Consider the following 19763-nt stretch of genomic DNA (forward strand, 5'->3'; position numbering starts at 1 on the left):
GTTAAAACCCGGCCAGCAAATCGTTCACCGGCATGGCCGGAAAAGAACCCCGCAGCCCGCCCAGCACGAAGGTCTCCTCTTCCAGCAGGCCCGGCCAGTCCAGGAGCACCTGGGCAAAGTTCTCCTCAGGCCCGGCCTGCGAAGCATGGGCCAGCACCGCCGCCCGGATGGTCGGGGCTAAGGGGCGCACGTCCACCCGCACCGCCACCGAGCAGGGCGAGACCCCATAGCGCGCGGGGTCGAACTTGGTCTGGGCCACCCGCTCCTGGGTGCGTACCGGAAAGAAAAGCCGCTTGGGCGGTTCGGGCATCACATTGCCGGCCCGCCAGAAGGCCCCCAGGGTGGCCCGGTGCAGGTGGATGTGGTCGGCATGGCCGTAGTAGCCCTGCGGGTCGAACCCGATGACCACCTGGGGCTTTAGCTGGGCCATGTACCCCAGCAGGACATCCTCAATCTGCTGCAAGTCCTGGTGCATGAAGCCCCTGGGGTTGGCTAAGGCGACCTCGAGCGGATACCCCGAGTCCTGGTAGCCCAGAAAGATGGGTGGGCGCAGGCCCAGAATGGCGCAGGCGGCCTCGAGCTCCTTTTCGCGCAGCTTACCCAAAGCCTCACCCTTGGGATAAAGCGAGGCATCGAGGGCCGGATGCCGGATCCGGCCCTGCTCCCCGCGCGTGGCGCAGATCAGGTACACTTCGTGCCCCAAAGCCGCATACTTGGCTAAGGTTCCGGCGCAGAAAAACGACTCGTCGTCGGGGTGGGCGAAGATGGCAAGTAGGCGCATACGGGCTTAGTCTAACCGGTTACCCGCACCAGCCTCGGCGCTTAGCCCCAGCTTCAGCGGTAAAAAGCCCCCAACTTCAGGTTCTCGAGGCCTCCATATCGCAACCAAGACCCCTTACCTGCAATCGGCAGCCTGGCAAACTGACCTTCCACATCAGATTTTGCAGCTGACGAAACCGTCCTGGGCGCGGTCAGGGCTGGAAGGCTTTCCCCTACCCAAGAAGGGTCGAGGACGGTTTTGCCTGGATGGCTCGTTGTCGCTGCCTAGCCCGTGATGACGCACGTATTGCCAATACCAGATTCAAAAGTCATCGTACAGCGTATTTTGCTGTACTGGATAAACTGCCTGCCAGCGTGGGGCAGGCAATTGTGAAACGCGATAAGCTATAGGCCATGGTTCGGGCCAAGCAACTCTCCGACGGGGCCCCTTGCGGCCTGCTAGAAACCCAGGTCTGGGTGGATGTCGAAACCCCCACGCCCGAGGAACTAGCGCTCATCGGGAAGCAGTACCCCCTCAACCCCCTGGCCCTAGCCGACGCCCAGGAGATCGGACACTGGAGCCGCTTCGAGGAGTACCCCAAGCACCTTTTCCTGATCTTTCGTACCCTCGAGTCCCCCCACAACGCCCACAGCCGCACCGAGCGGGTCTCGTACTTCTATTTCCCCGAGGCCCAGGTGCTGCTCACCTACCGCAACGAGCCGGTAGACTACCTCGAGCAAATCTGGAACAGCTTCCGTGGGGGTTCGTGCCTGCGCTTGTGGCAGCGCCTGCTCGACCAGGGCGTGCAAACTTTTTTCGAGTACACCGATGCCCTCACCGACCGGGTCGAAGACCTGGAAGAGCTGGCCCTGAATGGCGACAACACCCCCGAGATCCCCCGCCGGGTGTTTTCCGCCCGCCGCGAGGTGCTGCGCACCCGCCGCCTAGTTTCCCAGGCCCGCGAGGCCTTGCTGCACCTGGAACGCCTCCCCCTCCTGGGCGGTGAGGCCTACCTATTCCGCGACCTCACCGACCGCATGGGTCGGGTATACGAGGGGCTGGATGCCGCTCGAGACGAGCTATCCAACGTGCTGGAGGTGTACCTCTCGGCCCAGAACAATCGGCTCAACCGGGTGGTTCAGGCCCTGACGGTCATCTCGGTGCTGTTCCTGCCCATGACCCTGTGGGCCGGCATCTACGGCACCAACTTCGAGGCCTTTACCGAGTACCATTGGCCCGCAGGAAGAATCTACTTCTGGAGCGGACTGTTGCTGATCGGCGGCAGTCTGGCGTTCTGGATGAAACGCCGGGGCTGGTGGTAAAGCCCGCCCACATCCAGGCCCCTGAGCCCCTGCGTATAGCAGGGTAGCAGGCCGGTATTGCGCATTTTTCCAAAATATGTAATCTCACTCACCTCAAATAAATCAACATGATTGTTTACAAAATAACCCCGGCCTGCTATATTCGGTTTTGAGGAGTGATGAAGCCATGCAAACCAGCATCCTTGATACCCTAACCTTCGATCCTGGCGAGATCATCCTCTATCCGGGCGAGCCCAGCCCCAAGGATCAGCTCTACCGGGTACGGGAAGGTCTGGTACGGCTCCAGAGCGTGGACGATGAGGGCAACGCCCTGACGTTACGTTTCGTGCGCCCCGGTGAGTATTTTGGCGAAGAGGTCATCTCCGGCGCCGAGCGCACCTACTTCGCCGAGGCTGTGACCGAAACCAAAATCGATGCCCTGGCACCCGGGCAGCTTTCTGCGCAGGAGATGCACGAGCTGGTACAGGGCCTGGTGCGGGCCCTTAGCCAGACCTACCAGACTATTCAACGCATCTCCGGCCAGCGCCTTAAGAACCGCATCGCGGCCACCCTGCTCGAGCTATCCCGCACGCCGGTGGCCTTTATGGAGAAAAACGGCCGGATTGGGGTGCGGGCCACCCACGACGAGATTGCCTCGGCGGTGGGTTCGGTGCGCGAGACTGTGACCAAAGTCATCGGCGAGCTGACCCGCGAGGGCTACATCCGCTCCGGCTACGGCAAGCTGGTGCTGGAGAACCCCAGCGGCCTCGAGCGGCTATCCAAAGAGGCGGCCTAGGGCTTCTGTCCAGGATTGTAACCCAGGCCACCCGCTCCCAGGGACGGGTGGCCGCGCCGATTTTCTACAGCATCTCGATTAAGACATAGGCATCCGGGGAGATGGGGTATTGGGTTATACTCAAAAGGGGTTGGATAAGGCGCTTCAACCTCAATCCACCACAGCACAGCCCTTCGCCGGACTGCCAGCGATAAACCGGCCATTCACACCTCTCGGAGCGCATTAGGGTGAAGCCATGGATTCAGAGCGTCAAGCCCAGATAGAAGCCGAGGCGTTGTCACGCCGTGTATTGGTTCACGATATTCTGCGCCGCCTGCGCGGCCAGCCCAACGATCTGCTGCCCTACAGCGCGGTTTCCAGTCTGCGCCCCCGGGGTGAGTCGTACAAAGGACTACAAACCATAGAGGTGGATAAAATTATCGGCTCGGTGGATCGCTATGGCGATTTCGACGCCGAGTTCATGCCCAAAGAACCCTTCACCCTAGATCGCTGGACCAAGCTCCGGCAAGCCCAGCTCGAGGGTGTGGAGTTTCCCCCTATTCACGTTTACAAGGTTGGCGATGCCTACTTCGTAAAAGACGGCAACCACCGCACCGCTTTAGCCAAAGCCCAGGGCCAGCACTACATAGACGCCTACGTGATCGAGCTCGAGGTACCGGTAGACCTCGAGCCCCACGACACCATCAAGGATGTGATTCTCAAAGGGGAGTACGCCGCGTTTCTGGAGCAGACCCGGCTGCCCGAGCTGCGCCCCAACCACGAACCCATCCTGTTCAGCCGGCCCGGCCGCTACGACGTGCTGCTCGATCACATCCGCACCCATCAGTATTTCATGGGCCTCGACCAGAAGCGTTCGATTAGCTGGGAAGAGGCGGTTGTCGACTGGTACGACAACCTCTACCTGCCCACCATTCTGGAGATTCGCGAGAACGGCGTTTTGAAAAACTTTCCGGGCCGCACCGAGGCCGACCTGTACCTATGGATCTCCGACCACCGCTACTTCTTGTCCCAGGCCATCGGGCACGATGTGGGCCCCGAAGAGGCGGCCCTTTCGGTACAGCGCAGCGTGCAGAAAGGCCCCATCAGCCGATTCCTGGACTGGCTGGGCCGGTTTTTCATTCGGCAGAGCCCCCAGCCTGGCTAGACAGCACCTTGCGTCCGGCGGGGGTCTGGATGAGGGCCCAGAGCCCCGGCTGGGGGGCCACCTCCAGGGGAGGCTCGAGGCCCAGTTGTCGCAGCACCGGGGCCACGGCCCCGGGCTGGGGGTGGTGCAGCCCCCATGCCAGCAGGCGGCAGCCTGCGTCCGGCAGGGTATCGGTGGGGTGGCGCTGGCCCCACTGGATCAGGTAGGGCACCACCCCACCCCAGTGCAGGCGCCCGTCCTCGGGGAGGGTGATGAGCCACTCGAGGTCGCCCCGGCTGGCCTTGGTCACCGGGCCCAGCCCCAGCGCCGCGTAGCGCTCGAGGGCCTCGCTGCGGGCCACCCAGGTCAAAAGGCGCGGCGGCCCCGCGAAGCGATCCAGCTCGAACCAGCGCGGGCGGCTTGGCGCCGGGGCCTGGGCATCAACGGCGATGATCTCCAGATAAACGCCGCCCCCCAGGTTCAGCAAGCGGTTGTGTGTGCCCATCAAGGGGTGCTGGCCCCCCGCCGGTGGGAGCACCACCTCCAGGGTGTCCTGGACGTACTCCACCCCCTCTTGCAGGGTCTGGGCGGCCAGCACCAGGTGATCCAGCCGGTTCATCCGATTTTGTTGCCCTTTTCGTCGTAGCGGTAGAAACCCCGCCCGCTCTTGCGGCCCAGGAGCCCGGCCTGCACCATCTTGCGCAGCAGGGGCGAGGGCCGGTATTTGTCGTCACCCAGCCCCCGGTGCAGCACCTCCATAATGGATAAACAGGTGTCCAGGCCGATGAAGTCGGCTAAGGTGAGGGGGCCCATGGGGTGGTTCATGCCCAGCTTCATCACCTGGTCAATGGCCTCCGGCGTAGCCACCCCCTCCATCACGCACTGGATGGCCTCGTTGAGCATGGGCAGCAGGATGCGGTTGGAGACGAAACCGGGGTAGTCGTTGACCTCCACCGGGGTCTTGCCCATCCGGCGGGCCACCTGCAGCACGGTCTGGGTGGTGGCCTCGTCGGTCAGGTAGCCCCGGATGACCTCCACCAGCTCCATCAGGGGCACCGGGTTCATAAAGTGCATCCCGATGAAGCGCTCCGGCCGGCGGGTGGCCGAGGCCAGGCGGGTGATGGGGATCGAGGAGGTGTTGGAGGCCAGGATGGCCGCAGGCTGGACAAGGGCGTCGAGCTCGCGGAAAAGCTCGAGCTTGGCGGGCTCGTGCTCCACAATGGCCTCGATCACCAGGTCGCAGTCCGCCAGGTCGGATAGCTGGGTGGTGGTGGTAATACGGGCCAGGGCCCCGTCGTGGGCCTGCTGGTCAAGCTTGCCTTTTTCCAGCAGCTTGCCGATGGAACGCCGAATGCTGCCAAGGCCGCGCTCGAGGAAGGTCTGCTCGAGGTCGCGCAACACCACCTGATACCCCGCCTGGGCCGCCACCTGGGCGATGCCCGCCCCCATCTGCCCTGCACCAACTACACCAATCTTGCGAATTTCCATAGCTGTATCCTACCCAACTCAGCGCGTGCGGGTCACCTTGGACAGGTGGCGCGGGGCATCGGGGTTAAAGCCCCGGGCCACCGAGAGTTCGGCGGCAAATGGGTAGAAAGCCTGGGCCAGCAGAATGGAGTCCAGCACCGGATGAAGCCGGGTGGGGAGCGGCAATGGCGTATGAGCCAGTTCCAGCGCCTCGCTTTCGGAGGAGGCCACCAACAGGTGTCCGCCTTTACCGCGCAGGTTTTCCAGCAGGCTCAGCAGGCCGGGCAGGGGTTTGTCCTTGGGAACCAGTACCAGCAGGGGAAAGTCGGGTTCCACCAGGGCCACCGGGCCGTGCAAAAGTTCTGCGCCCGACATGGCCTCGGCGTGAAAGGCGCTGGTCTCCTTGAGCTTGAGGGCCAGCTCGTGGGCCACCGCAAAGGCATAACCGCGTCCCACCACCAGGCCGTTTTCCGCTTCCACCAGCGGCTCCAGTCCGGCCTGCCAGCTGGCCTCTGCGGCTTTGTACATGGCTTCGGGCAGCATGGCCAGGGCTTCTTTGAGGGGTTTATCCTCGGCCCAGGCTGCGACCAGCTGGGTCAGCAAGGCCAGGGTGGCCAGGTAGCTTTTGGTGGCTGCCACCGCTTCCTCGGGGCCGGCCCAGAGCGGCAGCACCACCTCGGCGGTCTGGGCCAGGGGGGAGTGCTCCTGGTTGACCAGGGCCAGGGTCAGGGCCCCATCGCGCCGGGCCTGGCGGGTGACCTCGATCAGATCCGGGCTCTGGCCCGACTGCGAGATGGCGATCACCAAAGCCCGGTTGAGGGCCAGGCGCTGCCCGTAAACCGTGTGCACCGAGGGGATGGCCGAGGAGCAGACCAGGCCCAGCAAGCTTTCGATCAGATACTTGCCGTACAGGGCGGCATGGTCGGAGCTGCCTCGAGCCACCGTCAGCGCGAAGGGCGGGGTATGGCGGCGCAAGAAGGTGCCCAGCAGCTCCATCTCGCTCTTGTTTTCTCGCAGGGCCTGCTCCACCACCGCGGGGGCCTGCTGAGCCTCTTGGAACATCTTGGTTTCGACCGCTCTCATGCAGAAACCTCCACTTTCTGGCCTCGCACATACACCTCCACAAGCCGCAGCTGCTCGTCCAGCACCACCAGGTCGGCGGGCCTGCCCACCTCCAGTCCATGCGGCATGCCCAGGTACTGGGCGGCCCGGCTCGAGGTCAGGTGAAGGATGTCCTGCAGGCCGTAGCCCCAACGGCCCAGGTTCTGGACGGCCTGGTTCATGGTGAGGGCGCTGCCGGCCAGGGTGCCATCGGCCAGGAAGACCCCCTGGCCTTTCTTGTAAACCGTATGCCGGCCCAGCGGATACGCCCCCTCGGGCATCCCGGCGGCCGCCACCGCATCGGTAACGGCATAGGTCTGGGGGATGGCTCGAACCATGGCCCGGAGGGCCGCCGGGTGCACGTGCAGTCCGTCGGGGATGACCTCGGCCCAGCGGGCGCGCTCGAGGCCCAGCCCCACCACCCCCGGCTCGCGGTGGTGCAGGGGGGTCATGGCGTTGAAAAAGTGGGTGAAGCCCTGGGCCCCGGCCTCAAAACCCGCCAGGGCCTGGGCATAGCTAGCCGCTGTGTGGCCCTGCTGCACCCGCACCCCCTGCTCGCCCAGGAAGCGGATTAGCTCGAGCGCCCCCGGCAGCTCGGGGGCCAGCGTCACCACTCGAACGGGGGCCAGGGAAAGCAGGCGGCGCATGGCCGCGAGGCTGGGCTGGAGGGCGTAGGGCGGCTGGGCCCCCAGCCTCTCCGGGCTGATAAACGGCCCCTCCAGATGCACCCCCAGCACCCGCGCCTCCCCAGGGCCGGGGTTCTGCGCCACCGCGGCGATGCCCCGCAAAGCGGCCTCGAGCTCCTCCAGCGGCGCCGTGACGGTGGTGGCGAGCAGGGCGGTGGTGCCATGCCGGGCGTGAAAGCGGGCCATCCGCCGCACGGCCTGCTCCCCATCCATGCAGTCGGCCCCATCGCCCCCATGCACGTGCAGGTCTATAAAACCCGGCAAAATATAAGGCCCCGGATCCTCCCGATCGGCCTCCAGCGGCTCGAGGGCCTCGATGCGCTCAGAAAATACCAGGCGAGCCGGATAAGAGCGGTTGGGGGTTATCAGTGTTCCGACAAGTTGCGTCATCTGCAGTTCCTATCCCGGAGCGGTGGCCTGATGGTTTTTTCTCCGCAGGCCCTTGCCGTGGGCCATTTCCAGGCCGTCCGGAGCTCGTCCGCCGGTATCATATCCCCCGGGCAGGGGTTCCGAGGCCCACAAGAACCACCCGCTAGCAACCTGGCAACGGCGGCTGGACTGCCGGGTGTGCTCATCTGGTCGAGCATCTCCAGCAACGCCTGAGCCCATCTGCAACCCCGCCGCTGGGGCCGCTCGAGGGTTGCAGACTGGGTGTCGACAGGCAGAACAGGCTTCATAGGTCGGGTGAAAATCTGCGCCTCAATCTATGCAAACCGCACAGACATCCTACAGAAATACTAAACCCCGGGGTGTGCACCCACACATCCCGGCCCCACCGCAAACTGTTTCCGGCCCGGAACCAGCAGCTCTCATCGCTTTACCAGCCTCCTCGGCCTCAGGGTCATACAATGCAGAGGTAACCATGGAAAACCTATACCTAGCCACCAGCCTGATGATGATCGATCTCCCCGGCCCCACCCTGGATGCCGCCAGCCGCGCCCACCTCGAGCGCTACCGCTTTGGGGGGGTGTGCTTGTTTCGCAAAAACATCCAGCACCCCGAGCAGGTTCGCAAGCTGGTGGCCGATATTCGCTCAGTGCTGGGGCCACAGGCCTGGATTGCCATCGACCAGGAGGGCGGAGCGGTGCAGCGGGTACTGGAGTTTGCCCTGGCCCCTTCTCCCATGGCCCTGGGTGCGGTGGGGGACATCAAGACAGCCGAAGCGGTGGGGGCGGCGGTGGGCCGCACCCTCATCTCGCTGGGCATCAACTGGAACTTTGCCCCCTCAGTGGACGTGAACACCAACCCCCAAAACCCGGTGATCGGCGACCGCAGCTTTGGCTCCGACCCCAAAAAAGTAGCCCGGCTGGCGCTGGCCTGGGCCCGGGGCCTCGAGCGCTCCGGGGTAATGGCCGCGGTCAAGCACTTCCCCGGACACGGCGACACCTTCCTGGACTCGCACCTCGAGCTGCCGGTGGTGGATAAAACGCTGGAGGAGCTCGAGCGCACCGAGCTCTACCCCTTCCGCAAAGCCGTGGAAGCCCAGATCAGCTCGATTATGAGCGCCCACATCCGCTTCCCCGCCCTGGACAAACAGCACCCGGCCACCCTCTCTCAAAAAATCCTCTCCGGGTTCTTGCGGAAAAAACTGGGCTTTCAAGGCATCATCGTCACCGATGCGCTGGATATGAAAGCCATCAGCAAAAACTACCCCATCGGCGAGGCGGCCGTAAAAAGCCTGCAGGCCGGGGCCGATATGATTCTGTCGCTGGGCCTGCCCGAGGTGCACATCGCCCAGGCCACCGCCATCCAGCAAGCCCTGGAAAACGGCTCGCTTCCCGAGGAGCAGGCCCGGCAAAGCCAGCTGCGCTTGCTGGAGGCAGCCCATCGCTTCCCCGGCCAGGCCCAGCCCTACCCCGCAGCCCAGCAGAAGCGCGACCAGGCCCTCATGGAGCAGGTGGCCCTGCGGAGCATTACCGCCTACCGCCGGCCGCCGCGCCCCCGGCGCTCGGATGGGATCTTGGTGATCTCGGCGGGCAGCGCCTCCGAGGCCGGCCCTTACGGCGAGACCCTCGCGGTTCAGGACTTTGTCGAACTGCTCAAGACCCGCTTCGCCAGGGTCAGCCAGTTTGTCTACGACCCCCAACAGGCCGATGCCTTCCAAAGCGGGCTGGAACAGGCCGCTGCCAGGGCCGACTACCTGCTGGTGGTCTCGGTCGGTCGTGGCAGCCTGGGCGAGGCGGAGACCCGGCTCCTCAAGCATGCTTTCACCCTGGGCAAACGGGCCGCGCACATTGCTTTGTGGAACCCCTACCACATCCTGCGCCTGCGCAAACCGGCCTTCGTGACCTATGGTTTCCGCGCCCCCACCCTGCGGGCTCTGGTCAAGGTGCTGGGCGGCGCTCCGGCCCGGGGCTCTTTACCGTTCAAGCTGCGGCAAAATCGGGTTAATCTATAGCTATGAAAGCCATCCGCGTACACCAACCCGGCGGCCTCGAGGCCCTGCAGCTAGAGGATATTCCCGTTCCGACCCCCGGCGAAGGCCAGGCCCTGGTACGGCTTCAGGCCATCGGGGTCAACTTCATCGACACCTACAAGCGCGCTGGCCTGTACAGCGTTCCCACCCCCTTCACGGTGGGCGAGGAAGGGGCCGGTGTGGTTGAAGCAGTCGGGCCAGGGGTGACCCGCGTAAAGCCCGGCGACCGGGTGGTCTACTCCAATGTGCAGGGCAGCTACGCCGAGTACGCGGTGGTGCCTGCCGACAAGCTGGTGCACATACCCGCGGGCCTGGACCCCAAAATTGCTGTGGCCGGCATGCTGCAGGGCATGACCGCCCACTACCTGGTGTACAGCACCTATCCCCTCAAGACCGGTGAGACCTGCCTCGTGCACGCCGGGGCTGGCGGGGTGGGGCTCCTCCTAATCCAGATGGCCAAGCGGATTGGGGCCACCGTCATCGCCACCGCCTCCTCGGAGGAAAAGCGGGCCCTGGCCAGGGAAGCCGGGGCCGATTACGCCCTGCCCTACGAAGGCTTCGAGCAAAAAGCCCGCGAAATCACCGGCGGCAAAGGGGTGGACGTGGTCTACGACGGGGTGGGGCAGTCTACCTGGGAGGGTAGCCTGAACAGCCTGCGCATCCGGGGCATGCTGGTGCTGTACGGGCAGAGCAGCGGGCCGGTGCCCCCCTTCAACCCACAGGTTCTCAACCAGAAAGGCGGCCTCTACCTGACCCGGCCCTCCCTGTGGCACTACACCCAGACCCGCGAGGAGCTGGAGTGGCGGGCCGGGGATGTGATGCGCTGGGCCCTGGAAGGCCAGCTCAAAATCCGAATCGGAGCCGAGTTCCCGCTGGCCCAGGCTGCCCAGGCCCACCGGGCGCTGCAAGGACGCGAGACCACCGGCAAGGTGCTGCTGATCCCCTAGCCCCCCGGCACGCCCCGCATCGAGGGCAGCCAGCTGCTCAGGCTGGGGAAGGCGATCACCAGTACCAGGACGAGAAGCTGGACAAGGATGAAGGGCACCACCCCTTTGTAGATATCGGTGGTCTTGACCTCCGGCGGGGCCACCCCGCGCAGGTAGAAGAGGGCAAAGCCAAAGGGTGGGGTGAGGAAGCTGGTCTGCAGATTCATGGCCAGCACAATGCCAAACCACAATAGCTTTTGCTGCACAAAAGCCTCGGTGGAAAGGTCGTAGTTACCGGCCATCTGCAAGGCCTCGGCCTGGGCTGTCCAGATGGCGGTGGCCGCTGGCAGAATCAGGGGCACAACGATGAAGCAAATTTCGAAGAAATCGATAAAAAAGCCCAGCACGAAGACCAGCACCATCACAAAAACGATGAACCCTATTTCTCCGCCAGGTAGTGCCACCAGGATGTCTTTCACCAGTTTGTCGCCCTCGAGGCCCCTAAAAATCAGGCTGAAGGCGGTCGCCCCAATCAGGATGAAGATCACCATGCTGGTGAAGCGCGCCGTCTCGACCACGGCATCACGAAACACCTTCCAGCTCAAGCGACGGTAGCCAGCCGCCATCAACAGCGCAGCAATAGAGCCCACCGCTCCGGCCTCCGTAGGGGTGGCGATGCCAAAGAAAATGCTGCCCAGCACAAACAAAATCAACAGCACCGGTGGCACCAGGGCCACCAAAGCCCGCCGGATTAGCTCCCAGCCCTGGTAGGGGCGGGCCTCCGGTGGCAAGGCGGGGGCCAGCTTAGGCCGGAAAAGGGCCACCAAAGCCACCAACAGAATCAGCCCACCCGAGAGGATCAACCCCGGTATCAGCGCTCCCAAGAACAGATCACCCACGCTAATCCCTAGTTGGTCGCCCAGCACTACCAGCACGATGCTGGGCGGAATGATCTGGCCCAGGGTGCCCGAGGCCGCAATTACCCCCGTGGCCAGGGGCCTGCTGTAGCCGTACTTGAGCATCACCGGCAAGGAGATGAGGCCCATCGCCACCACAGTGGCCGCTACCACGCCGGTTGTGGCCGCCAGCAGCGTACCCACCAGCACCACCGCAATAGCCACCCCACCCCGGATAGGCCCAAAAAGCTGCCCCACCGTGTCTAAAAGCTGCTCGGCCAGCTTGGATTTTTCCAGAATGAGCCCCAGGAAAATAAAGTATGGAATGGCCAGCAGGGTGTAGTTCGACATAATGCCAAAGATGCGCTGGGGCAGGCTCCCCACGAAGCGAAGGTCGAACTCACCAATGGCAATACCCACTGCCCCAAAGATGAGGGATACCCCACCGAGGGCAAAGGCCACCGGGTAGCCGGTAAAGATCAGCACCAGGGCTGCAATAAACATCGCCCCGCCCAGAAGCTCGACCCCTCCGCCAGAAAGTACCATCTAGGCCACCTCCCCTTCAGCCTCATGAGGTGGCCTGGACAGGGCCCCGCGCAGATACGCCAGGTTCTTGATGAACTCGGAAAAGCCCTGTAGAGCCAGCAGTATAAAGGCTGGAAGCAGCATTAGCTTCAGGGGCCAGCGGGGTAGCCCGCCCGCGTCTGAGGAGACTTCCCGCACCTGTACCGAGAAGGCTACCAGCGGCAGGGACACATAGAAGAGGATCAAGGCAAAAGGCACCACGAACAAAATAGACCCGAGCATATTGACCCAGGCCCGGCCCCGGTCGTCCAGGCGCGCATAGATCACATCCACCCGGATATGGCCGTTGTGCTTGAGCACGTACCCCACCATCAACAAAAAAATCAGGGAGAAAAGGTACCACTGCAGCTCGAAGTAGGTATTGGAGGCCAGCCGGGTTCCTATGCTTTTATCGAGGCTGCGGCCGATGGCGTTGTATGCACCAATGGCAATCATAGGTACCACCAGCCACAACACCACCCGCCCCACCCATTCGTTGAGGCCATCAATTAACCTAGAAACGAGGAGTAGCCCCTTCAAACCCGACCTCCCCTAGGTAAAAGTGCCTTTCGTGCATCTTACCAACTCCTTTTTGATCCTGCCCATCGTAACGAGCAGAATGGCTTCCGTCAACAAACGCATAAAAGCAACGACCTCTGGATGCCCCGCGCTTGGGCGGGTTGCGTAAAAATACCCCCTACAGCAGCGCTGTAGGGGTTCGAAGAAGCCTAGGTTAGCGCAAAGTGCGGACGAAGTCCTCGTAGCGGAACTCGTTAAACCCAAACCAGCGGCGGGATTCATCGCGGAACTTCTTCCAGTTCTCGTAGATGCCGCGGTAGGTAGCGTCCCTAGCAGCGATCTCCTCGTAAAGAGCGGTGGCTTCTCTGTTGGCCGCCTGGAGCACGCTGGTAGGGAAGGGCCTGAGCTGAGCCCCCGCCCGCTGCAAGCGCGCCAGCGCCGGGGCGTTTTTGGTATCGTACTCGGCCAGGGTTCGCTCGTTGGCCTCGGCGCAGGCCGCCTTGACGATTTCCTGGTATTCCTTGGGCAGGCTTCTCCAGCGGTCGAGGTTGACCAAGACAGATAGCGTGGAACCGGGCTCCCACCAGCCGGGGTAGTAATAGAAGCGGGCGGCCCTGTGCAGGCCCAGTCTTTCATCGTCGTAGGGGCCCACCCACTCGGCTCCGTCGATGGCTCCGCGGTCGAGGGCCAGGAAGATCTCGCCCCCTGCCAGGGTCTGCACCGTAACCCCCAGACGGGCCATCACCTGGCCACCCAGCCCAGGGATGCGGAAACGCAGGCCTTTGAGGTCTTCTAGGCCCCGGATCTCCTTGCGGAACCAACCCCCCATCTGCACCCCGGTATTGCCCGCCGGGAAGGTAATGGCATTGAAGTCGGCAGCCACCCGCTGCATGGCCTGCAGCCCACCCCCAAAGTAGAGCCAGGCGTTCTGCTGGCGAGGGTTCAGACCAAACGGCACCCCGGCGTCGAAGGCCAGTGATGGGCTTTTGCCTATGTAGTAGTAGTTGGCGGTGTGGCCCATCTCGACGTTGCCGGCCTGCACCACGTCCAGCACCTGCAGCCCGGGGGCAATCTCACCGGCCGGGTAAGGGGTAATCTCAAAACGCCCATCGGTCATTTCGGCTACCCGCTTGGCTACAATCTCGGCGGAGCCAAACAGGGTATCCAGCGAGCGGGGCCAGCTGGTGGCCATGCGCCAGCGCAAGCGCGGCATGGTCTGGGCATAGACCGGGCCAAACACGGTGCTGGCAGCTATAGCACCGACCCCTGCCTTCTTCAAGAAGTCACGTCGCTTCATTAAAGCTCCCTCCTTAGCGAAAAGGTATGTTTTCTTGCACGTCTGGTGCGAGGTGATTATATGCTAGCCAGTATAGGGCATCAATAGCGGTTTCAAAAACCCCTGCTTATGAAAGAGTTCAGCATTCTTTTGCACACAACCCGAGCTGCAGTAAAAGCGGTTCCCTCAATAGCACATATAGCAGTTATGCGAAAATAGCAGCAATCCCTAAAAATCCAACGTTTTTTCCACCTGCCATGGCTGGCACGCCAGCTGGCCCCTAGGATCTCAAACAAGTACAAGTAGATACTAGCGAATGTAGAAATACGTTTCGGCTACATCGCGTACCCTCGAGCCCGAACGCTGAATGTAAATAGAGGTCTGCTGATCCCAAAGCGCCAGGCTGTAGGTACCCCGGAACACAAAGCCGGATGGATGGGGGGTATCGGTATAAATGGCCCGCACCCGCTGCAAACCAAGGGGCGGACGCACCTCGTAGCGGAAGCCAGGCGGCCCCGAAAGCCTATGCGTGCCAGGGTTTAGAAAAACCCGATCGAACTCGTAGGCCAGCCCATCGGAATCTATGCCAACCAGAACCACGTAGCCCGGCCGGGTCAGGCTGATGATAAAGCTCACGCTATCCCCAACCCGATAATCAGCCGCCACCCCCCGATCCGGCTCAAAGCGGGTGATGACAGGGCTTAGTTCGAAACCAAAGCGCAACCCCACCGTAATGCTCGAGCGCGTGGGGAAGCACGCGGAGATCAATGCCACCAAAAGAACCAGCCCCAGCCTTGCACGCATAATTCCTACGAGACCTATTGTACCCCACCGCCGCTGGCAGTGGCCTTGTTTAAACAAAAGCTAAAAAAGCCCGGCTTGGGCCACCGGAGCAAAAGTTCGGCGGTGCGCCCCGCAGGGGCCCAGGGCCCTTAGAGCCTGCAGGTGCGAGGTGGTACCGTAGCCCTTGTGCTGGGCAAAGCCATAGCCCGGATAGCGCTGCTCGAGCGCCTCCATATACCGATCCCGCGCCACTTTAGCCAGGATGCTGGCCGCCGCGACCGTCGGGCTATGCCGATCGGCTTTGGGCGGTGCACGCAGCAGGTGCGGTGCGTCGGGTCGGGATGGGTTGGTGCGCAGATACTGTTGCCACTCCTGTTCCAAGCGCAGGTAATCGGTAAGCAAGGCTTCCGGAGGTACTGTAAGCTGCTCCAAGGCTCGAGCAGCCGCCAGGTGGGTGGCCCGTAGAATGCCAAGCCGGTCTATCTCGGCCACCTCGGCCCATCCCACCCCCCAGGCCAGGGCCACCGCGCGGATCTGCTCGGCCAGGTGCTCGCGCGCCCTGGGGGTGAGGGTTTTGGAGTCGCGAAAGGGATAAAGGGCTGGCTCCGCCAGAGGCGGCAGGATTACCGCCGCCGCCACCACCGGCCCGGCCAACGCACCCCGCCCGGCCTCATCCACGCCGGCCACCCGCAAGCCCAGTTTCCACCAGTCGGACTCGAGCGCTGACATACCGGGCCCAAGCCTACCAGAATCGAAACCAACCAACTTGTAGGGGACGGGTCTTTCAAGTAAGAATGCACGATGTGTCAGGTGAAGCACAAAGCCTCGAGCATTGATGTTAGATTGTCCTCATCTATTGGTACCGGCCATGCCGCCCCGCCCAGCCCCTAACCCCTACGCGACCCTCGAGGTGGCCGATCCCCTCGAGACCTTGCGTATTCGCCTCACCCTGTGGTTACTTCCCCTCGGGGCTGCAGCCGCCCTAACTGCCTGGGGTCTGTCGGTCACTTCCGATAAACTATCGCTGCCCGATCGGTATCTGCTTTTACCAATGGCCGTGGGGTTTATCGCCCTGGAATTTCACCTCTGGCGCAATCCGCAGAACGTTCGATGGGTCTGGCAGATTGCCCTGGGCATAATAGCGATTTACGAGATTGTCAGTCTATTTTATGAGGCCGCCTACAAACTACACCAACGCGACGGCATTACCCCCGCGGCTTTGTGGTTCCCCATGGTCTACCTGATGGCCTTCAATCTGCTTAATCGTAGACAGGCCCTGCGTTTTTCGTTGGTGTATCTGGTTTTGGGTTTGCTGGCAGGCGCTACTGGCATGCTCATGAGCCCTTCCATCAATGTCACCTCCATCAATACCGCACTGCAATTCACTTTTTCCAACATTGCCTACCTGGCCCTGCTGTACATGTTTGCTTACCTGCGACGGCACTACGCCCAGATGCACCAGATGGCCCACACCGACCCCCTCACCAACCTAATCAACCGCCGGGCCATGCAGCAAAAACTGGAAAGCGAGCTGAGTCAGGCACGCCGCTACAATCGCCCCTTTGCGCTTCTGCTGGCCGACCTCGACCATTTCAAACAAATCAACGACACCTACGGCCACTCGGTGGGCGATCAGGTATTGCGGGAAGTAGGCGGAAGGCTGGCGCAGCACCTGCGCGAAAGCGATAGCCTGGCCCGGTGGGGCGGTGAAGAATTTCTGATCCTGGCCCCTGAGACCAACCTTCAACAGGCCTACTTGCTGGCGCAACGGCTGCTGGGAGCCATCTGCGAAAGCCCCATATCGGGCGTGCGGGTCACGCTAAGCCTTGGGGTGGCCTGCTACCGGCAAGGCGACAGCATCGCCGCCTTGCTAAGCCGCGCCGACGAGGCCATGTACCGGGCCAAGGCCGGTGGACGCAATCAGATTGTGCTGGAAGAGGAGATAGAAGACATCGTTATTCCTTCCCACTCCACCACGCCGGAGTTGTGATACCGGATTCAAAAAGACAGCCATCCAAAGCAAAGACCTCCAGAGGCTATCTTTTTGCATCCTAGAGCACACCCCTCGCTACGCTCAGCGAAGAAAGCGTATACCTTCCAAGGGGCGATATCGCCCTCCGCTACGCGGATAACTTCGGTCGGGTTGGTTCACCGAATCTGTTTCCCACGCATACCCATGTACAGCGTATTTTGCTATAGGTGGGTGCAGCCCAGCCGGCCCGATTGGGGATAAGCTATAGCCATGCAATTCGACGAGCTATCGCCCCGCACCCTGCGCGATCCCTACGGCTACAGCGGCAAGTGGCACTTTTACCCCGAGGACGTACTGCCCATGTGGGTGGCCGATATGGACTTCCCCATCAGCCCGGCCATCACACAGGCCATTGTGGAACGGCTGCAGGAGCGGGTGGGCTATCCCCAGATGAAAGGGGATTATCGGCTGCTGGAGCGCATTATTCAGCAGCAAAGCCAGCATGGCCTGGAAGGTCTTACCCCCGAAAATCTACTGCTTACCACCTCGGTGGTACCGGCCATCTACGCCAGCGTGCTGGCCTTGAGCAGCCCCGGCGATGAGGTGATTACCCAGGTACCGGTCTACCCCCCGTTTCTCAACGTGCTCAGCGAACACCACCGCGTAGCCCGGCACAATCCGCTGCAACCCACCCCCAGCGGCTGGGAGATTGACTTTGAGCAGCTCGAGCGCCTGGTAACCCCCCGCACCCGGATGCTGCTGCTGTGCAACCCCCAGAACCCCACCGGGCGGGTCTTCCGGCGCGACGAGCTGGAGCAACTGGCCGAGTTTGCCCTGCGCCACCGCCTGTGGGTGATGTCCGACGAACTCTGGGCCGATCTGATTTACGAGGGCCAGCACATCCCCATTGCCTCCTTAAGCCCCGAGATTGCCCAGCGCACCGTAACCCTCACCGGGCCTTGCAAGTCGTACAACACCGCCGGCCTGGGCGGCGGGGTGGCCATCAGCCACAACAAGCAGATCCTGAGCGCCCTGGCCCAGGTCAGCAAGGGCCTTGGGGGCCACCCCAACGTGCTCGCCATGGCGGCCTGGCGGGCCGCGCTCGAGCACGCCCAGGACTGGTTACAGCAGGTGCGGGCCTACCTCAAGGGCAACCGCGACCTCATCACCCGGTTCATGCAGCAGCACCTACCCCAGGTTGGCTACCGGCCCCCGCAAGGCACCTACCTGGCCTGGCTGGATTTCTCACAAACCCCCCTGGCCCAGGCGGCGCACAGGGTCATCCTCGAGCAGGCCAAAGTCGGCCTCAACGACGGCAGGATGTTCGGGCCGCAGTACCAGGGCTGGCTGCGTCTAAACTTTGCGACCAGCCGCCAGCTTGTACAAGAAGCGCTCGAGCGCATTGCACGGGTAGTCCAGGCGGTCGACTAGGCGCCCCACCCCCGCTTGAACCCTATGGGAAGCAGCGGAAAACGCCGCCTCTCCCCAGGCCCGCGCAGCCCGGGGTCTGGCCAGCAACGCCTTTTCGTAGGCTACCCCCATTTCGGTAGTATCGTTCACTTTGACAAGCCTAAACGATACTACCGAAAGATCGATCGCCACGAAGCTACAAAAACGCGGCCAAATGGATCTTGCCCACCCCGCCTTTGAGCAGCGCAACCAGGATGGGCCTTGCTCGGCTGCATCCCAGCGCGGCAGGGGTTCAGGCGGTGGGCTCGATCAGGCCATAATTGCCGTCGCGACGCCGATAAATCACGTTAATCTGCTCGGTATCGGCGTTGCGGAAAACAAAAAAGTCGTGTCCCAGCGCCTCCATCTCGAAGGCGGCATCTTCTGGGGTCATGGGCTTCATGTGAAAGCGTTTGGTGCGCACGATGCGAGGCTCGGCTTCTTCCTCGGTTTCGCTGCGAGCGCTTCCAGCCAGAACGGCTTCCGGAACCGCGTGGCGCGCGCGCTGAAAGTGGCGTTCTTTGTAGCGCTTGAGCTGGTACTCGAGGCGGTCAATCGAGCGATCGATGGCCGCGTACATATCGGGGTCGGCCTCCTCCACCCGCACAATACCCCCCGGCACATTGACCTGGATCTCAGCCTTGGCCTTTCGCTCGATGCGCGGGCCCTGGGCCATCGAGAGCACCACTTTGGCCTCAACGTTGTCGTCAAAGTAGCGATCCAGGCGGGCCATCTTCTTGTCCAGGTAGTTCTTGAGGGCCTCGGTGATCTCAATTTGGCGACCAACCAGTTTGTAAACGTTCATGACTGCCCTCCAATCGTGTCCCGAGTTGGCTTCCCAGGCGGAGTTTCGGGATGGCAAAGGCACTCGGAAACCTCCGCCAAGTCCGGGATTCCCGAAACGCTGCTTCAGGCTTTCAAAATGCCTACCCGCCTGGTAACTCCATACTACCATCCCCCGGCAAGGGATATTTGTCAGGCCAGGCTGTACCTTCCCTCCCGGTCATCGCGCACCAACTGGCCGGCCTTGAGCACCACCACCCGCTGGGGATAGGCCTCCACCAGATCGCGGGAGTGGGTGGCCACCAGCACGGTGGCCCCTCGAGCGTGCACCGACTTGAAAATCTCCAGCACCGCCAGGGCGTTGGCCGGGTCGAGGTTGCCGGTGGGTTCGTCGGCCAGCAAAACCTGGGGGTCGCCCACCAGGGCCCTGGCAATAGCCACCCGCTGGGCCTCCCCCACCGAAAGTTCGTCGGGGTAGGCTCGCTTCTTGTGAACAATCCCCACCTGGCGCAACACGCGGGTCACCCGCAGATCCCATTCGCTTCTGGGCACCCCCAGCACGTGCAGGGTGAACAGCAGGTTCTCTTCAACGGTTCGATCCCTCAGCAGCCGGTGATCCTGGAAGACCACCCCGATCCGCCGGCGGTGCAGGGCGATGCGGTCGCCATGGAGCGACTTAAGGTTCTCTCCGGCAAAATAAACCGCCCCTGAAGTGGGCTCGAGGCGCTTTAGAATCAGGTTGAGCAGGCTGGATTTACCCGCACCGGAATGCCCGACCAGAAAAACAAACTCACCTTTTTTGATCTCCAGGTTCAGGTCGAAGAGGGCCTTGGTCTGGGTGCGGGGGTACTCGAGCATCACCCGGTGAAAGTGGATCATCGGTATCCAGGGTACAACATGGTGCCGTTTGAAGCCTCGAGCAATGTTTGCACGCGAACACTTCGC

General features: G+C 62.6%; 19 protein-coding genes. 7 read left to right on the forward strand and 12 right to left on the reverse strand.

All coding sequences use genetic code 11. The features are described 5' to 3' along the window. Window position 1: 1 nt before the first annotated feature. Window positions 2–781, reverse strand: coding sequence for a PIG-L deacetylase family protein (locus MTAI_RS12310; RefSeq protein ID WP_027886984.1), 780 nt, complete (start codon window positions 779–781; stop codon window positions 2–4). A gap of 392 nt (window positions 782–1173) precedes the next feature. Between MTAI_RS12310 and MTAI_RS12315 the strand changes: the two genes are divergently transcribed. The 3 genes from MTAI_RS12315 (at window position 1174) to MTAI_RS12325 (ending at window position 4001) form a co-directional block, all read left to right on the forward strand. After that, window positions 1174–2082, forward strand: a complete 909-nt coding sequence (locus MTAI_RS12315) for a magnesium transporter CorA family protein (protein WP_027886983.1) — start codon at window positions 1174–1176, stop codon at window positions 2080–2082. A gap of 166 nt (window positions 2083–2248) precedes the next feature. After that, entirely contained in the window at window positions 2249–2857 is a 609-nt protein-coding gene (locus MTAI_RS12320; RefSeq protein WP_027886982.1) for a helix-turn-helix domain-containing protein, read from the forward strand. Between the two features lie 235 nt (window positions 2858–3092). Further along, entirely contained in the window at window positions 3093–4001 is a 909-nt protein-coding gene (locus MTAI_RS12325; protein ID WP_027886981.1) for a DUF4032 domain-containing protein, read from the forward strand. On the opposite strand, the gene MTAI_RS12330 is transcribed toward MTAI_RS12325, so the two are convergent. From MTAI_RS12330 to nagA, 4 genes are read right to left on the reverse strand one after another with little or no spacing between them, the layout of a single operon-like run. Then, the gene (locus MTAI_RS12330) at window positions 3973–4599 is read right to left on the reverse strand and encodes a VOC family protein (protein WP_027886980.1); all 627 of its coding nucleotides are present in this window, start codon (window positions 4597–4599) and stop codon (window positions 3973–3975) included. The genes MTAI_RS12325 and MTAI_RS12330 overlap by 29 nt on opposite strands. Next, window positions 4596–5468 (reverse strand): 3-hydroxybutyryl-CoA dehydrogenase, encoded by an 873-nt coding sequence (locus MTAI_RS12335; protein ID WP_027886979.1) that lies wholly within the window; start codon window positions 5466–5468, stop codon window positions 4596–4598. Before MTAI_RS12335 ends, MTAI_RS12330 begins: the two co-directional genes overlap by 4 nt. An 18-nt stretch (window positions 5469–5486) precedes the next feature. Then, window positions 5487–6530 (reverse strand): SIS domain-containing protein, encoded by a 1044-nt coding sequence (locus tag MTAI_RS12340; protein ID WP_027886978.1) that lies wholly within the window; start codon window positions 6528–6530, stop codon window positions 5487–5489. Continuing rightward, a complete protein-coding gene (gene nagA / locus MTAI_RS12345; protein ID WP_027886977.1) occupies window positions 6527–7624 on the reverse strand; it encodes an N-acetylglucosamine-6-phosphate deacetylase in 1098 nt (365 codons plus the stop codon). Before nagA ends, MTAI_RS12340 begins: the two co-directional genes overlap by 4 nt. Before the next feature lie 472 nt (window positions 7625–8096). On the opposite strand from nagA, the gene nagZ reads away from it, so the two are divergent. Together nagZ and MTAI_RS12355 are read left to right on the forward strand one after the other, a co-directional pair. Continuing rightward, window positions 8097–9632 carry a beta-N-acetylhexosaminidase gene (gene nagZ / locus MTAI_RS12350; protein WP_027886976.1) on the forward strand — a complete coding sequence of 512 codons (1536 nt, stop codon included), beginning with the start codon at window positions 8097–8099 and terminating at the stop codon, window positions 9630–9632. A gap of 2 nt (window positions 9633–9634) precedes the next feature. Continuing rightward, window positions 9635–10597 (forward strand): quinone oxidoreductase family protein, encoded by a 963-nt coding sequence (locus MTAI_RS12355; RefSeq protein WP_027886975.1) that lies wholly within the window; start codon window positions 9635–9637, stop codon window positions 10595–10597. On the opposite strand, the gene MTAI_RS12360 is transcribed toward MTAI_RS12355, so the two are convergent. The 5 genes from MTAI_RS12360 to MTAI_RS12380 all read right to left on the reverse strand — a co-directional run bounded on the left by MTAI_RS12360 (window position 10594) and on the right by MTAI_RS12380 (window position 15343). Continuing rightward, complete coding sequence (locus MTAI_RS12360; protein WP_027886974.1) at window positions 10594–12018, reverse strand: TRAP transporter large permease; 1425 nt, start codon at window positions 12016–12018, stop codon at window positions 10594–10596. The genes MTAI_RS12355 and MTAI_RS12360 overlap by 4 nt on opposite strands. Next, a complete protein-coding gene (locus MTAI_RS12365) occupies window positions 12019–12576 on the reverse strand; it encodes a TRAP transporter small permease subunit (RefSeq protein WP_027886973.1) in 558 nt (185 codons plus the stop codon). A gap of 193 nt (window positions 12577–12769) precedes the next feature. Next, entirely contained in the window at window positions 12770–13852 is a 1083-nt protein-coding gene (locus MTAI_RS12370; protein ID WP_027886972.1) for a TRAP transporter substrate-binding protein, read from the reverse strand. A 288-nt stretch (window positions 13853–14140) separates the two neighbouring features. After that, window positions 14141–14635: a DUF4384 domain-containing protein gene (locus tag MTAI_RS12375; RefSeq protein WP_027886971.1), complete on the reverse strand. Its 495-nt coding sequence runs from the start codon at window positions 14633–14635 to the stop codon at window positions 14141–14143. A gap of 60 nt (window positions 14636–14695) precedes the next feature. Next, the gene (locus tag MTAI_RS12380; protein ID WP_027886970.1) at window positions 14696–15343 is read right to left on the reverse strand and encodes a ribonuclease HII; all 648 of its coding nucleotides are present in this window, start codon (window positions 15341–15343) and stop codon (window positions 14696–14698) included. Window positions 15344–15482: 139 nt separating this feature from the next. Here MTAI_RS12380 and MTAI_RS12385 point away from each other — a divergent pair, with 139 nt between their 5' ends. Continuing rightward, on the forward strand, window positions 15483–16604 hold the full coding sequence (locus tag MTAI_RS12385; protein ID WP_036196867.1) for a GGDEF domain-containing protein: 1122 nt from the start codon (window positions 15483–15485) through the stop codon (window positions 16602–16604). Window positions 16605–16856: 252 nt separating this feature from the next. Then, the gene (locus MTAI_RS12390; protein ID WP_027886968.1) at window positions 16857–18017 is read left to right on the forward strand and encodes a MalY/PatB family protein; all 1161 of its coding nucleotides are present in this window, start codon (window positions 16857–16859) and stop codon (window positions 18015–18017) included. A gap of 271 nt (window positions 18018–18288) precedes the next feature. On the opposite strand, the gene hpf is transcribed toward MTAI_RS12390, so the two are convergent. Both hpf and ftsE read right to left on the reverse strand, forming a co-directional pair. Then, window positions 18289–18840 (reverse strand): ribosome hibernation-promoting factor, HPF/YfiA family, encoded by a 552-nt coding sequence (gene hpf, locus MTAI_RS12395; protein WP_027886967.1) that lies wholly within the window; start codon window positions 18838–18840, stop codon window positions 18289–18291. A gap of 170 nt (window positions 18841–19010) precedes the next feature. Next, window positions 19011–19697 carry a cell division ATP-binding protein FtsE gene (ftsE, locus tag MTAI_RS12400; RefSeq protein WP_027886966.1) on the reverse strand — a complete coding sequence of 229 codons (687 nt, stop codon included), beginning with the start codon at window positions 19695–19697 and terminating at the stop codon, window positions 19011–19013. Window positions 19698–19763: the final 66 nt, after the last annotated feature.

Origin of the sequence: Meiothermus taiwanensis WR-220 (assembly GCF_003568585.1) — a bacterium.
In the GTDB taxonomy this organism is placed as follows: domain Bacteria; phylum Deinococcota; class Deinococci; order Deinococcales; family Thermaceae; genus Meiothermus; species Meiothermus taiwanensis.

What these genes read in the sequence shown, in the direction of transcription:
- MTAI_RS12310 (WP_027886984.1), bottom strand. Translation starts at nt 781, where the DNA reads ATGCGCCTACTTGCCATCTTCGCCCACCCCGACGACGAGTCGTTTTTC.
- MTAI_RS12315 (WP_027886983.1), top strand. Translation starts at nt 1,174, where the DNA reads ATGGTTCGGGCCAAGCAACTCTCCGACGGGGCCCCTTGCGGCCTGCTA.
- MTAI_RS12320 (WP_027886982.1), top strand. Translation starts at nt 2,249, where the DNA reads ATGCAAACCAGCATCCTTGATACCCTAACCTTCGATCCTGGCGAGATC.
- MTAI_RS12325 (WP_027886981.1), top strand. Translation starts at nt 3,093, where the DNA reads ATGGATTCAGAGCGTCAAGCCCAGATAGAAGCCGAGGCGTTGTCACGC.
- MTAI_RS12330 (WP_027886980.1), bottom strand. Translation starts at nt 4,599, where the DNA reads ATGAACCGGCTGGATCACCTGGTGCTGGCCGCCCAGACCCTGCAAGAG.
- MTAI_RS12335 (WP_027886979.1), bottom strand. Translation starts at nt 5,468, where the DNA reads ATGGAAATTCGCAAGATTGGTGTAGTTGGTGCAGGGCAGATGGGGGCG.
- MTAI_RS12340 (WP_027886978.1), bottom strand. Translation starts at nt 6,530, where the DNA reads ATGAGAGCGGTCGAAACCAAGATGTTCCAAGAGGCTCAGCAGGCCCCC.
- nagA (WP_027886977.1), bottom strand. Translation starts at nt 7,624, where the DNA reads ATGACGCAACTTGTCGGAACACTGATAACCCCCAACCGCTCTTATCCG.
- nagZ (WP_027886976.1), top strand. Translation starts at nt 8,097, where the DNA reads ATGGAAAACCTATACCTAGCCACCAGCCTGATGATGATCGATCTCCCC.
- MTAI_RS12355 (WP_027886975.1), top strand. Translation starts at nt 9,635, where the DNA reads ATGAAAGCCATCCGCGTACACCAACCCGGCGGCCTCGAGGCCCTGCAG.
- MTAI_RS12360 (WP_027886974.1), bottom strand. Translation starts at nt 12,018, where the DNA reads ATGGTACTTTCTGGCGGAGGGGTCGAGCTTCTGGGCGGGGCGATGTTT.
- MTAI_RS12370 (WP_027886972.1), bottom strand. Translation starts at nt 13,852, where the DNA reads ATGAAGCGACGTGACTTCTTGAAGAAGGCAGGGGTCGGTGCTATAGCT.
- MTAI_RS12375 (WP_027886971.1), bottom strand. Translation starts at nt 14,635, where the DNA reads ATGCGTGCAAGGCTGGGGCTGGTTCTTTTGGTGGCATTGATCTCCGCG.
- MTAI_RS12380 (WP_027886970.1), bottom strand. Translation starts at nt 15,343, where the DNA reads ATGTCAGCGCTCGAGTCCGACTGGTGGAAACTGGGCTTGCGGGTGGCC.
- MTAI_RS12385 (WP_036196867.1), top strand. Translation starts at nt 15,483, where the DNA reads ATGCCGCCCCGCCCAGCCCCTAACCCCTACGCGACCCTCGAGGTGGCC.
- MTAI_RS12390 (WP_027886968.1), top strand. Translation starts at nt 16,857, where the DNA reads ATGCAATTCGACGAGCTATCGCCCCGCACCCTGCGCGATCCCTACGGC.
- hpf (WP_027886967.1), bottom strand. Translation starts at nt 18,840, where the DNA reads ATGAACGTTTACAAACTGGTTGGTCGCCAAATTGAGATCACCGAGGCC.
- ftsE (WP_027886966.1), bottom strand. Translation starts at nt 19,697, where the DNA reads ATGATCCACTTTCACCGGGTGATGCTCGAGTACCCCCGCACCCAGACC.